This is a genomic window from Glutamicibacter ardleyensis (assembly GCF_014644555.1).
Taxonomy (GTDB): Bacteria; Actinomycetota; Actinomycetes; order Actinomycetales; family Micrococcaceae; genus Glutamicibacter; species Glutamicibacter bergerei.
The window spans coordinates 103188-115688 of the sequence record NZ_BMKX01000009.1; the positions used below are offsets into that span (position 1 = coordinate 103188).

12 protein-coding genes and 1 riboswitch are annotated in these 12501 nt (G+C 56.2%); of the genes, 8 read left to right on the top strand and 4 right to left on the bottom strand.

What is annotated here, in order from left to right:
* The first annotated feature begins 9 nt into the window (after positions 1-9).
* From IEX04_RS15385 to IEX04_RS15400, 4 genes are read left to right on the top strand one after another with little or no spacing between them, the layout of a single operon-like run.
* Positions 10-741 (top strand): VOC family protein, encoded by a 732-nt coding sequence (locus IEX04_RS15385; RefSeq protein WP_096255927.1) that lies wholly within the window; start codon positions 10-12, stop codon positions 739-741.
* Positions 731-1480, top strand: coding sequence for a class I SAM-dependent methyltransferase (locus IEX04_RS15390; protein WP_205738269.1), 750 nt, complete (start codon positions 731-733; stop codon positions 1478-1480). The genes IEX04_RS15385 and IEX04_RS15390 overlap by 11 nt, the downstream gene beginning before the upstream one ends.
* Before the next feature lie 51 nt (positions 1481-1531).
* Positions 1532-2230, top strand: coding sequence for a lysoplasmalogenase family protein (locus tag IEX04_RS15395; protein WP_188686947.1), 699 nt, complete (start codon positions 1532-1534; stop codon positions 2228-2230).
* On the top strand, positions 2227-3069 hold the full coding sequence (locus IEX04_RS15400; RefSeq protein WP_096255931.1) for an alpha/beta fold hydrolase: 843 nt from the start codon (positions 2227-2229) through the stop codon (positions 3067-3069). The genes IEX04_RS15395 and IEX04_RS15400 overlap by 4 nt, the downstream gene beginning before the upstream one ends.
* A gap of 4 nt (positions 3070-3073) precedes the next feature.
* Here IEX04_RS15400 and IEX04_RS15405 read toward each other — a convergent pair whose 3' ends face one another.
* Genes IEX04_RS15405 through IEX04_RS15415 form a run of 3 tightly spaced genes read right to left on the bottom strand, consistent with a single transcriptional unit; the run spans position 3074 to position 7031 of the window.
* Positions 3074-4273 carry an acyl-CoA dehydrogenase family protein gene (locus IEX04_RS15405; protein ID WP_188686949.1) on the bottom strand — a complete coding sequence of 400 codons (1200 nt, stop codon included), beginning with the start codon at positions 4271-4273 and terminating at the stop codon, positions 3074-3076.
* Positions 4270-5847 carry a fatty acyl-CoA synthetase gene (locus IEX04_RS15410; RefSeq protein WP_229677183.1) on the bottom strand — a complete coding sequence of 526 codons (1578 nt, stop codon included), beginning with the start codon at positions 5845-5847 and terminating at the stop codon, positions 4270-4272. Before IEX04_RS15410 ends, IEX04_RS15405 begins: the two co-directional genes overlap by 4 nt.
* A gap of 35 nt (positions 5848-5882) precedes the next feature.
* Positions 5883-7031 (bottom strand): acetyl-CoA C-acetyltransferase, encoded by a 1149-nt coding sequence (locus IEX04_RS15415; protein WP_188686953.1) that lies wholly within the window; start codon positions 7029-7031, stop codon positions 5883-5885.
* 551 nt (positions 7032-7582) lie between these two features.
* Here IEX04_RS15415 and IEX04_RS15420 point away from each other — a divergent pair.
* From IEX04_RS15420 to IEX04_RS15430, 3 genes are all read left to right on the top strand, one after another.
* Positions 7583-8086, top strand: a complete 504-nt coding sequence (locus IEX04_RS15420) for a GNAT family N-acetyltransferase (RefSeq protein ID WP_141392918.1) — start codon at positions 7583-7585, stop codon at positions 8084-8086.
* 4 nt (positions 8087-8090) lie between these two features.
* The gene (locus tag IEX04_RS15425) at positions 8091-8525 is read left to right on the top strand and encodes an OsmC family protein (protein WP_188686956.1); all 435 of its coding nucleotides are present in this window, start codon (positions 8091-8093) and stop codon (positions 8523-8525) included.
* A gap of 320 nt (positions 8526-8845) precedes the next feature.
* The gene (locus tag IEX04_RS15430) at positions 8846-10123 is read left to right on the top strand and encodes a mechanosensitive ion channel (RefSeq protein WP_096255940.1); all 1278 of its coding nucleotides are present in this window, start codon (positions 8846-8848) and stop codon (positions 10121-10123) included.
* 125 nt (positions 10124-10248) lie between these two features.
* Here the strand turns inward: IEX04_RS15430 and IEX04_RS15435 are convergent, their stop codons facing one another.
* Entirely contained in the window at positions 10249-11199 is a 951-nt protein-coding gene (locus IEX04_RS15435) for a GNAT family N-acetyltransferase (protein WP_188686958.1), read from the bottom strand.
* A gap of 79 nt (positions 11200-11278) precedes the next feature.
* Positions 11279-11378: riboswitch (TPP riboswitch) on the top strand.
* Here IEX04_RS15435 and thiO point away from each other — a divergent pair.
* Entirely contained in the window at positions 11374-12492 is a 1119-nt protein-coding gene (gene thiO / locus IEX04_RS15440; protein WP_188686961.1) for a glycine oxidase ThiO, read from the top strand. (Overlaps the previous riboswitch by 5 nt.)
* The last annotated feature ends 9 nt before the right edge of the window (positions 12493-12501 follow it).

Consider the following 12501-nt stretch of genomic DNA (forward strand, 5'->3'; position numbering starts at 1 on the left):
GCTGGGCACATGTATCTGGAAAACATTGTTTTCGATTCTGTAGACCCGCACACTCAGGGGCGATTCTGGCAAGAGCTATTAGGCTGCAAATTCTTGGGCGAAGAGGCTCAAGGGTTTGAAACTCGTCTGGAAATCCCCGGCGGACCCACACTGGATCTGTGCTTTCAACGTGTTGCCGAAGCACCCGGCGAACCGGTCCGGTTGCATTTGGATCTACTTGGTGGGCCCGAGCAATCGCAAAGAGCCGCTCAGGCAGTAAAGCTCGGGGCGCGGCGCGGGGGCATTAGGCAGCACGACGTTTCAGGGACCGTATGGGCAGATCCCGGGGGAAATGCGTTTTGCGTGCTGGAAAACCGCCCGTATTCTTCGACGGGTCCCATCGCCGCGCTGCCGCTGGATTCGGCCGATGTCTCGCGCGATGCGCAGTTCTGGGCTTGGCTCACCGGGTGGAACCAAAGCTTTGCCGGGCAGCCCGGTTCCTTACGGCACCGGAGCGGGCATGGACCGCTGCTGGAATTGCACCCGGAATCAGAACCAAAAGGACCGGCCAAAAACCGGATGCACTTGGATATGCGTTTGGAATCAGGTGATGACGCGCAGGTCATTGCCGAAGAAATCGTGGCTCGCGGCGGTCGGGAGCTGCACCCAAACTGGGGAGAGCTAGCATGGCGGGTCTATCAAGACCCCTCTGGAAACGAATTTTGTGTGCTCCCAGTGGCTGGTGGCGGTAATGATGACTAATGAACCGGTAGTGGACGCAAACTTCAATGACGAGCTACTTGCTCGACTCTATGACCCGCTTGATCCAGACCGTAGTGATCTGGAGATCTATACACAACTGATCACAGCAATAGACGCCCACAAAATTTTGGATCTCGGGTGTGGAACTGGAACCTTCGCTTGCATCCTGGCCGGGGCAGGATTCGAAGTGACCGGGGTTGACCCTGCCGGTGCTTCCTTAGTCGTGGCACGGGAAAAACCTGAGGCAGCGCGCGTCCACTGGGTGCACGGTACGGTGCACGATCTGCCAACCGGGGATTTTGATGCGGCGGTAATGACCGCAAACGTTGCTATGGTCTTCACCGATGATGCGCAATGGCAAAATACTCTGCAGCGCATTGCACTGGCGCTGAAACCCGGAGGAACGCTGATCTTTGAAACACGGCGACCAGAAGTGCGGGCGTGGGAACAATGGACCGAGCAACTAACTCGTGAAACGACCGTCGTTGCCGGGCAAGGAGCGGTGACCACCTGGGTTCAGGTGCTTGGTTACGACAACGAACTTCTGCGCTTTCGCGAAACCTTCCGCTTCGAAGACGAAACCGAAATGATCTCCGAATCCACGCTTCGTTATCGAAACCGTGAGCATATTGAAGCGACGCTGGATGCGGCCGGATTCGAAGTGCGCGAGGTCCTCGACGCCCCGGACAGGCCCGGACGGCAGTTGATCTTCGTTGCCCAACGTCGCATGAACGGATAGTCTCGAACCCATCGACGGCCACGGTAGATGCCTGTCGACGGGATAGGACATATGAAAACCCATCTGGCAGGTGACACCCGCGTTGTTGGTAGCGCGCTCGTGCTCGGCGCCGTCAGCATCATTCATTCGACTGCGCAGCTGATTGCCACGGACGGCCCGCTTGCGGATGCCACGCAAATCTTGTTGATGCCGGCACTGGCCGCGGTTTTGCTTCTTGCCACACGGCGTCCGCGAAGCATCTTGGTGCGCTGGGTGCTGCTGGCGTTGGGATGTTCCTGGCTGGGCGATACGATCCCGAGGTTCATGACCGGCGACCCGGCTTTTCTGACGATGGTTGGCTGCTTTTTGCTCGCGCAGCTGTGCTATTTGCTGGCGCTGCGAACCTATTGGCGCCACTCGGTGCTCTATCGGCCCTGGTGGGTGATCCCGTATCTGTTCGCCTTCGCATGGCTGGTGATCGTTTGTGCTCCGCATGCGGGGTCGTTGCTAATCCCCGTGGTGATTTACGGTGCGGCCTTAACGCTGATGGCTGTGCTATCAACCGGTCTGGGCACGCTCGCCGGAGCCGGTGGCGCGATCTTCTTCATCTCCGATGCGCTCATTGCGCTGCGTTCCTTTGCCGGCATCGAGATGCCGGCTCATTCATTTTGGATCATGCTCAGCTACGTGGTGGGCCAGTCCATGATTGTGGCTGCCGTAGCCCGCCAAGTACGTTTCACAGCACTGGAACCCGACAAAGGACGAGTATGAAACCCGCACAACCCGACGAACAATCGCTTCCCGAAGGCATCGCCGCAGTTCACGGCAGCGGCCTGCCGGTGGTCATGGTGCACGGCAATGGCGTGGATCATCGAATTCTTTTGGCGCTTGATGATCAATTGGCGCGGCCCGGAAACCTGCAACGCATCTATGTTGACCTGCCCGGCTTTGGCGGCACGCCGGCGTTGCCCGGGCGCGCGGGGCTACCAGAATATGCAAACTGGCTGCAAGCATTGCTCAAAGACCAGCTCGGAACAGAGCCTTTTGCGCTGATTGGCAATTCGCTCGGCGGTTTGCTGGCCCAGGAGATGGCCGATCGCTTTGGAAAACAAATTCTCGGCATGGTCCTGCTCGCTCCGGTCATCCGGCCTGCACCCGAAGAGCGCAACCTTCCGGCGCGCAGCATCGTCCACGAGGACGAAGTGCTGCTTGAAGAGCTGGGCAACATCAATGCCGGCCACTATGCGCAGACCTCGGTGATTCAAACACGAGCCAACTGGGAACAATTTGAAAGACACGTGCTGCCCGGAGTGCTCAGCGCAGATCTGCGGGCGATGGCGCACCTCTCGCAACGCTATTATTTGGACACCTTGCCGGTGGACCGCAAGCACGTGTGGACGATGCCGGTACTCATCGCCTGCGGAATGCAAGACCATATCGTGGGGTTTAAGGATGCTAAGGCGCTGCTTGAACGGTACCCGAACGCTTCATTTCTTGAATTAGAGCACGCAGGACATAACGTGCACATTGACCAGCCGGAGATTTTGGCGCAGGCGCTGGACCGTTGGCTGGATTCAGTGCGACTCGCTACCGGGTCAGCGACAAACTAACGCTCTAGCCAAAGGCGCTAAACCCGGTGAGATCACGGCCAAGAATGAGAGCCTGGATGGATTCGGTGCCCTCATAGGTGTGCAGCGCCTCGACATCACCCAGATGACGAATCACATGGTTTTCCAAGAGGATCCCATTGCCACCGAGCAGGTCCCGGGCTGTCGCGGCGATGCGCCTGGCGGCACGGGTGTTGTGGTACTTCAGCAGCGACGCCTGGGTGGGACGCAAGCTGTTGGCCGCCTGCGCGTGGGCCACGGCCCGGCATTGGAGCTGCATATTTGTCAGTTCCGCCAACATTTGTGCCAGCCGTTCCTGAACCATTTGATGTGCGCCCAAGGGTTTGCCAAATTGGGTGCGGCTTTTTGCGTAATGCAGGCAGGCCTCGAACATGCTCAGCGCGTGACCTAAAGCGGACCAGCCAACATTCACCCGCGTGTCCACCAAGGCACGGGAAACGTCCTTGAACGACCTCACCCCTGGCAGCAGGGCCTCGGGTCCTACCGTCACGTTCTGCAGCGATATTTCGGCTTGGTCAATGGCACGCAGCACCCCTTTGCCGCCGATGACTTCCGCAGAATATCCTGATGTTTGCTGATCAACGATGAAACCTTTGACCTGTGAATCTGCCTCGTCGCGCGCCCAGACAATGGTGATCCCGCCGGATGCGCCGTTGCCGATCCATTTTTTATGCCCGTTCAGAACCCATCGCCCACCTTCACAGCGTGCCGAGGTGGCTAAGCCCACCGAATCGGAGCCATGCCCGGGCTCGGAGAGTGCAAAACCGCCCAGTAATTCGCCGGTAGCCAGCGGCTGGAGGTACCGCTCCTGTTGTTCGGCGCTGCCAAAGAGCACCAGACTACGCAGGACCAGTCCACCTTGCACCGCGGCTGCAGCCGCCATCGAGCCATCGGCCCTGGAAATTTCCATAGCTACCAACCCGGCAGCCAACGGAGACATCACCCGGTGCCCTGGGATGTTTAGTCCGTCGGTGAGTAGATCCAATTCACCCATCCGGCGTACCAACTGGACCGGGTAGTGCGCTTGCTCCCAGTAGTTGTTGATCTGCGGCAATATTTCTGCCCCATAGGTTTTCGCGGTATTCCAAAATTCCTGGTCTTGCGCGGTAACGTCGGCGAAGGTTGAGAAATAATCGGTATCGAGACTTTCACTTAGTTCATACCGCATCGACGGTTCTGAACTCATCCTTGTTCTCCCTGACCGGTACGCTCTGCACGTAGGTCGCGTTTAAGTAATTTGCCCGATTGATTGCGTGGCAGCTGCGCGACGAAGTCCACACGCTTGGGAACTTTGTAGTCTGCGATGCGACTTTTGACATGGCTGCGCACCGATTCGGCCGTCAACTGCGCGCCTTCTTTGAGAACCACCACGGCGGTGATCGCTTCAATCCACCGCTCATCGGCTACCCCGAGCACAGCCACCTCGGCGACCTGATCAAGTTCGTAGATGCAATCTTCCACCTCACGTGGCGCCACGAGCACGCCACCGGTATTGATGACGTCTTTGATCCGGTCTACCACCTGAATGTAGCCGCGGCTGTCCACTGTCACCTGATCTCCGGAGCGGAACCAACCGTCAAAGAACGCCTCGGCGGTAGCTTCTGGTTTGTTCCAATACCCGAGCATCACTTGCGGGGAACGGTATTGAATCTCGCCTGGCTCGCCAGCTCGTGCGATGTCGCCGGCGGAGTTGATGACCCGCGCTTCAACGTAGAACACCGGGCGGCCACAGGAGGCAGGGCGTGCCTCGTGCTCTTCGGGTCTCAGTACCGAACACAGCGGGCCGAGCTCGGATTGGCCGAAGCAATTGTAGAAGCCGATCTTTGGGTATCGCGCACGTAGCCGTTGCAAAACGGTCACCGGCATGATTGAGGCACCATATTGTGCCTTCGCCAACGAGGAAAGGTCGCGGGTGGCTAAATCCGGGTGGTTGCTCAGCGGAACCCACACCGTGGGAGCTAAAAATAGCGACCCGATTCGTTCGGACTCAACCAGGGCAAGCATTTGCGGAATATCCGGTTTTGCCAGAAGCCTGACGCTGGCTCCCAGGGAAAGATAAGGCAGCAAGAAAACGTGCATGGCCGCCGAGTGATACAACGGCATCGCGATGAGAGGGCGATCCTCGGCGGTGAGATCTAAGGCGATAATCGCTGAAACGTATTGTGCCATCAATGACGCGTGGGTCATCATCGCTCCCTTGGGAGCCGAGGTAGTGCCGGAGGTATAGAGCAATTGCGCCAGATCTGAACTAGCCACGTGGTCATTTTGCATAATCGCTACCGGAGCGTTTGGATCCATAGCGGTATCCAGAATGGAATCGTTATGCTCTGCTGTGGGAAGGAGCGCCCAAAGATGCTTCACGGTCGGTACTTGGCCCTGCTGCCTGACCTGGTTCACCAGCGAGGCGCGCTGTTCGTCGGCGATCACCAGCACCGCGCCGGAATCTTCGAGCAGGTAGCTCAGTTCATCGCCCTTCAGCGCAAAATTCACCGGCACATGCACTAGTCCGGTGAGGGCACAGGCAAAGAAAAGGATTGCGTAAGCGTCGGAGTTTGCGCCGTAGACGGCAACCCGGGAGCCTGCCGGCAAATCGGTGTCCATGAGCCGGCGCGCCACCCGGTGCACGGCTGTCTCAAACTCCCGGTACGTCCAGCACCGGTCCTCGAAGAGCAGCGCTATCGCCTCGGGGTTGCGTGCGGTGCTCCGTCGTAATAGGGCTCCGATGGTGTTGCTGGTGGACGGCGGCATGACATGGTTCATAAGCTGTACTCCTGAAAAATTGCAGGCATGGGGTTTTAGAGCCGTTCGATGATGGTGACGTTTGCTTGCCCGCCACCCTCACACATGGTTTGCAGCCCCCATCTGGTGTCACTGCGTTCAAGCTCATGCAGCAATGACGTCAACAAGCGGGCTCCGGTGGCGCCGATCGGGTGTCCGAGGGCGATAGCTCCACCATTGACGTTGACCTTGTCCATATTTGCTTGGGTCTCGTGTTGCCACGCGAGGACGACCCCGGCAAAAGCCTCATTAATTTCGATGCGATCCATATCTTGCAAACTCATCCCGGTGCGCGCCAAAGCATGCTCGGTGGCTCGAATGGGGGCCGAAAGCATCATGACCGGATCGTCGGCTCGCGCCGAAACGTGATGGATCCGCGCTCGGGGCTTGAGCCCATAACGTTTTACCGCCGCTTCGGAGGCGATCAGCAACATGGCCGCACCATCAGACATTTGCGAAGCTGTTGCAGCTGTGTGCTGGCCACCAGTAACGATTGGGGCAAGCGAAGCCATTTTTGCGCGGTCCACTTCTCGGGGCCCCTCATCGATTCCTAAGCCCGCCACCGGCAGGATTTCTCGGTCGAAATATCCTTTACGCTGGGCATGAAGAGCGCGTTGATGTGAGGTTTCGGCGAAGTCTTCGAGGCTTTCCCGGGACAGTCCCCAACGGTCAACCATCATCTCCACACCGCGAAATTGCGAAATCTCTTGGCTTCCATAACGCTGTGACCACAGCTTTGACCCGGTGAACGGGTCCGGGAAACCGAAGTCTTTCGCGGCCACGTTGGAGTAAGACAACGGAATGCTCGACATCGATTGCACACCGCCGGCGATAACTAGGTCGCTGGTGCTACTCATGACAGCTTGAGCGGCGTAGGACACTGCTTGCTGACCCGAACCACATTGACGCTCTACGGTGGTACCAGGGACCTGCTCGGATAACCCCGCAGCTAACCAAGCACTCCGGGCAATGTCCATTGCTTGCGGACCAACTTGATCGATGCACCCTAGGATGATCTCGTCATACTGCTCCGAATCGATATTGTTCCGGCGTACCAGTTCGGCTAGTGGGGTGGCAGCGAGATCCAAGGGATGAACCTGCGAAAGCGCTTTGCCACGGCGTCCTACTGGGGTACGGAGTGCGTCAATAATGTAAGCCTCGGACATGGGTGATCCTCCAAAATAGTGCACCGGCGCACGGCATTGTTCGTGTTTTCAGTTGTGAAAACGTCAGTTTACAAAAACACTGGGTATGAAATAAGAATGCCCAAGACCGCCAATGTTGTCTAGCTCACAGCGTGTGTTTGGTGTGCGCTGGGGGCGAAAGCTACGCATGGTCTAGGTGAGTGACTAATACCGCCATGGATCTAACGGGTCCTACGTAGCGCGTGCAAGCCTGATCGTGGGCATTTTTAATCGGTTCTTTTCGAGGCAGACGGCCTCAGGTCAGAAAACTGAGCAGGTCAATTGCGAACCAATCATTCGTGACCCGGAAGTGGAAATGTTTGCGGTACCCGCTTCGCCTGCGTTGGCGCCGGAGACTGCGGATGATGTAACGCGTGGATGGCTTATTCCAGCGACTAGGGTAGTGCGGCAAATACTGCGGTGGGTCACCTATTAGCGTGGAGCCTATTTTTATAGTTGATGTGAGAGTAGTCAAAGCACTAGGTTACGATGCAGTAGGAAGTGCCTTGGAACTGTTGAAGGAGGAAAATTCAGTGAGTTCTAAGCCTGGCGAACAATCGCCGAGTTCGGCGGATGGATTGTTGATGATCCGTCCCTGGTCCGGGGTTGAAGAAGTGCCGGAACTATTAGATGTCTGGCGCTCCTCGGTTGAGGGGCGGCGAGATTTTCTCTCAGTTAATGATCTGAATTCGGTGGCCTCCACACTCGAAACCGTTTATGCACAACGTGCTCTGGTGTATGTTGCTCAGCTCGGGACACAAATCGTCGGATTTATGGCCATGGGAGATGAGCGGGTCGAATTATTGTGGGTTCACCACGAACACCGCCACATTGGCGTAGGCAGAGCCTTGGCGGCATTCGCCCATTCGAAACAAACGAATGTACAGATGGTAGTCAGTGCGCAGAATGCCGCAGGAATCGATTTCTTCCGCAGCTGTGGATTTGAACTATCTGCAGAGGAAGAGTTGAGCACCGAACCCGCGGCGAATATTTTACTGCGTCATGCCAGTGTCGGCGCCAAGGCCATGCGACGATAACACTATGAGTGAAAATAGTCGCGAAGTCCGTGAAGTCAGTGTAGTGCGGACCGCATCACGTACGTATAAGGCCACGAGTGCCGAAACCGGTTCGAGTATTGAGTTCGGACAGGCCGAGGGGCTGCTGACCCCGGTTGAACTTCTCTTGGCGGCCATCGCCGGATGTTCGAGTATCGATGTTGACGTTGCCACGACTCGGAGAAGCGAGCCAGAGAAATTTGAGGTGACAGCATCGGGTGACAAGCTCACTGAGGATGGCGCCAGCCGGATGGAGGACATCCGTCTCGGGTTTGATCTCAAATTCCCGGACACCGAAGAGGGGCGTAAGGCTGCAGGTATGGTCGAACGTATCGTCAAGCTGTCACATGATAAATATTGCACCGTTTCCCGCACGGTCGAACTGGGCGCCAAGGTCACCAGTGAGATAGCCAAAAGTTAGTTTTACCTGCACTAAATGAATTTTTTGACCCGCCATAGCTCAGCATTGCTCATGGCGGGTTTTTACTTTTATCTATACAGGGAACTCACATATTGGTCACTTGTTTTAGGATCTGGAAATAATTTTAAGTATCACTGGATTCGTAGGTTATAAGCGAAGAAGGTTATCGAAAGCGTAGAATCTTACTGCTTTTACTTCTGAATCCGAAGGTGGAATACGTGAAATTCTTCGAGTTACCCACCCCTTGTCGCTAGTTTGCCCTAGTCAGCAAAAAATCCTCGTCGTAGGGTCTAAATCATCCCCACGTTGAAGGAGCAGTAATGCAATCTCAGAACGTATTAGGAAACATTGACTGGGCGTCGATGCTACAAAAAATAGCCATCGCGCTAGTAATTCTCATCATTACTTGGTTGATAGCAAAAGTTGTTAAATGGGCTGTCTCCAAACTCGTCACCAAGATCAAGTTCCTCCAAAAACAAGGCACCGATGGAAAGCAAATCGGCGACTCCCTGGGTAAAGTTGCTGGTCTGATTGTCTGGCTCTTTGGCCTGGTTGCAATTCTCCAGGTCTTCGCGCTGACCGAGGTGCTCTCTCCGGTTCAAGATTTGCTCGGCGGAGTCATGGGCTTCTTGCCGAACCTCATCGGTGCAGCATTCATCTTCATCATCGGCTACGTGATCGCTAACGTCATCAAACAGCTGATCCAGACCGGTCTGGGCACTGTTGATTTCAGCGCTTTGGTCCGAAAGGTTACCCCCGGAGATGCCGAAGAGGTTGATCCGGAAACTTCAATTCGCACCCAGCGGACCATCGTTGATGTCATCGCCAACATCGTGTTTGCACTGATCCTGTTGGTTGTCTCGATTTCTGCACTTCAGGTTCTTGGTATCGCCGCTATTTCGGTACCTGCGCAGGAAATGCTGCAGATCGTCCTGACTGCCATTCCACAGGTCATCATGGCGCTGATTCTTCTGGCAGTGGGCTTCCTGATTGCTAAGTTCGTAGGCAAACTGATCGAATCCACGCTTCGTGGTGTCGGTACTGACCGCGTTGTGGCCGGTTGGGGAGTCGTCCCTGAAAGCCAGAGCGCATCAGGCATCCTCGCTACCATCGTGAAGATCGCAATTATCCTGTTCTTCGCTGTGATGGCAGCAAGCATGCTGAATTTCCCGGCAATCACCAATATCCTCAACGAGGTGCTGGAGCTGGGCGGCAAGGTCGTCTTCGGCGCAGTGATCATCGCGATTGGCTTCGTCTTGGCTAACGTCATCCGTCGACTGATGGGTGATACTACGGCTTCGAAGATTGTCCGCTACACCGCCATCGCACTGTTCGTGGCGATGGGCCTGAAGTACATGGGCCTGGCCGACTCGATCATCAACATGGCCTTCGGTGCCATCGTGATTGGTGCGGCACTAGCAGCAGCCCTAGCCTTCGGACTGGGTGGACGCGATGCGGCGGCACGTACCTTGGAGAAGATCGATCTGAACAAGTTGGACGAACCGGCTAGCACCGGCACCGTGCCAACTCGTCCGGCACCGACGACTCCAACTCGTCCGTCACCAACCACGCCTCCGACAACACCAGACGAGTTCTAATACTTAGGGCTTGACGCATCAAAAAGGTGGGACCGATTGCTCGGTTCCACCTTTTTACTGCCCAAAAATGGGCCGCGACGTCCAGCATTTTCGAGTCTGATTTGGACTATTGATCTTTCCGTACCTCAGTGCAAAGCCAGCGCGGTGATGGGTGGTGCTTGGTCGGTGATCAACCGAGCATAATTTAGAACATCGATACGCTCGCCGTTGATTAAGAACTTGTCCCGTTCCCGGCCTTCGAGCACAAAACCACAACGCTCGGCGACCTTTTTAGATGCAGGATTATTCACCCGCAGGCCCAACTCCAAACGGTGTATCTGATGGGCGGTAAAAAGCTCGTCAGCCAAAGCAGCCAGTGCGCGGCTAGCTAATCCGCTACCGCGATGCGCCGCATGCATCCAATACCAGACCCAGGCGTTGCGATTTCCGGAGTCAATACTCGCAGAGACTAGACCGACTAAGCCGGTACCTTGAACTATCGCTAGTGGTACTTGTTGGTCAGGATTTTTTAGTAGCTGCTGAATGTAGTTCTCTGCCTCGACAAGGTTTTTAACCTCACCTTGCCGCGCCATGTCGGGGTGGGAACAAAAAGCCTCAAGAACTTGGGGTGCATCGCTAGGACGCAACGGACGAACAAAAGCTTGAGCCTCTGACGCGACATAAGGTGAGGTCGCGACATCGGCGGGGAACTTGGGCAGCTTGGTTCCTTGGTGGAAGAGCAACTGCCAACCATGGGCCGAATGGATCCACAGCGAGGTGCGCTGGCTCGGGGTGTCCGCGCCGGTTTTCCAGCGTAGTAACACCAGAGTCTCACTGAGCTGTTGGATACGCGGCTCGAGCAATTGGAACGTAGGTGATTGGTCTACTGGTTCAGCCATGAGCAGTTTGATGATTTGGCTGCGATCGTAGTTTCTGCCGGAGGCTCCAACTTCCTCGAAGTCTTCATGAAGTAGCCGTTTGAGCTCCTGCTGTTTGTGGCGAATGCGCTGAGTTAGCAATTGCTTTTCACCGTCAATGATCTTTGCGGCTACCAAGTGATCAGGAGATAAATCTCCCGGGACAGAAAATTCGGGCATGGCAACGAGTAAAACACAGGACAGCTATGGCTGTGAAGTCATGAAGTTAGTAATTGTGAGCCCTGACATGCTTATAATCCAAGTACTCCGCGGGAGCCCTTAAGGGCTGAGAGGGCTTTGTGCCGACCGCTACACCTGATGCGGGTCATGCCGCCGTAGGAAGGAATTGCCTTCGTGCACACTGTCATTGTCGGCGCCGGAATTATCGGTCTCGCCACAGCTTTCGAACTTCGCGCTCGCGGTGTTGAAGTCACGATCATTGATCCGGCTCCCGGTTTAGGTGCAAGCCATGCGGCCGCCGGGATGCTCGCGCCAACTGCCGAAACCACCTGGGGCCAGGACCAACTTCACAGGCTGATGTCCTGTTCGGCCAAGGCCTACCCCGAATTTATTGATCGAATTTTTCAGGCTACCGGCCAGCGCGCTGCTTACGTTGAAAATTCGACTTTGGTGATCGCCGCCGAACTGGCGGATATGGATGCGCTGTTGGAATTAAAGCGGCTACAAGATTCTTTAGGGTTCAGCGCTGAAAGACTTATGCCGAGCGCCGCACGCAAACTTGAACCTGCGCTGGCGACAAACATTGCTGGCGCCATATACTGCGCCGCAGATCAACAATTGGACCCACGGTCTTTGCTGAAGATTCTGATCAGCTACTTTGAATCCTCCATCGTGCACGAGACCGTGGTGGGGCTCCTGAGTCACGGGTCAAAAACCTGCGGTGTGATCACCTCCAGCGGGCTGCGAATCCCTGCAGACCAAGTGCTTCTGGCCGCCGGTCTGGGGCAAATTCCGGGCGTATCAAACCTCGCGCTACGCCCGGTCTATGGCGATATCTTACGGTTGCAAGGCTCAACACGATTCCCCTTGATCAAGCGAACTGTTCGCGGGATTGTGCACCGTGAACCGGTCTATCTGGTCCCACGCGCCGACGGAAGTTTGGTCCTGGGTGCGTCAAGCAGGGAAGACGGACAAGAGCAGGTCAACGTGGGACAACTACATGCGTTGTTGGACAATGCGCGCAGGCTTGTGCCGGGCATCGTGGATACCACGCTGAATGAAGCAATCGTCCGTGCGCGTCCCACCACCCCGGACGACAGGCCGCTGATTGGCCGGGTGGATGCCGGGCTCGTCCTGTCAACCGGCTACTCGCGACACGGGGTGCTGCTAGCCCCATTCGGAGCACGGGTCGGCGCCGGGTTGCTGCTCGATGACCCACAAGACGCGCATCTACTCGCCGCAGTCTCGCCGGAAAGATTTGGCGAAGTCCACCTGCAAACCAGCACCTTCTAGGAGACAAAA

Bases quoted from the DNA above. Each gene is read 5' to 3' on its own strand.
- IEX04_RS15395 (WP_188686947.1), top strand. From the start codon at position 1,532: ATGAAAACCCATCTGGCAGGTGACACCCGCGTTGTTGGTAGCGCGCTC.
- IEX04_RS15400 (WP_096255931.1), top strand. From the start codon at position 2,227: ATGAAACCCGCACAACCCGACGAACAATCGCTTCCCGAAGGCATCGCC.
- IEX04_RS15410 (WP_229677183.1), bottom strand. From the start codon at position 5,847: ATGAACCATGTCATGCCGCCGTCCACCAGCAACACCATCGGAGCCCTA.
- IEX04_RS15425 (WP_188686956.1), top strand. From the start codon at position 8,091: ATGAGTGAAAATAGTCGCGAAGTCCGTGAAGTCAGTGTAGTGCGGACC.
- IEX04_RS15435 (WP_188686958.1), bottom strand. From the start codon at position 11,199: ATGCCCGAATTTTCTGTCCCGGGAGATTTATCTCCTGATCACTTGGTA.
- IEX04_RS15390 (WP_205738269.1), top strand. From the start codon at position 731: ATGATGACTAATGAACCGGTAGTGGACGCAAACTTCAATGACGAGCTA.
- IEX04_RS15415 (WP_188686953.1), bottom strand. From the start codon at position 7,031: ATGTCCGAGGCTTACATTATTGACGCACTCCGTACCCCAGTAGGACGC.
- IEX04_RS15385 (WP_096255927.1), top strand. From the start codon at position 10: ATGTATCTGGAAAACATTGTTTTCGATTCTGTAGACCCGCACACTCAG.
- IEX04_RS15405 (WP_188686949.1), bottom strand. From the start codon at position 4,273: ATGAGTTCAGAACCGTCGATGCGGTATGAACTAAGTGAAAGTCTCGAT.
- IEX04_RS15430 (WP_096255940.1), top strand. From the start codon at position 8,846: ATGCAATCTCAGAACGTATTAGGAAACATTGACTGGGCGTCGATGCTA.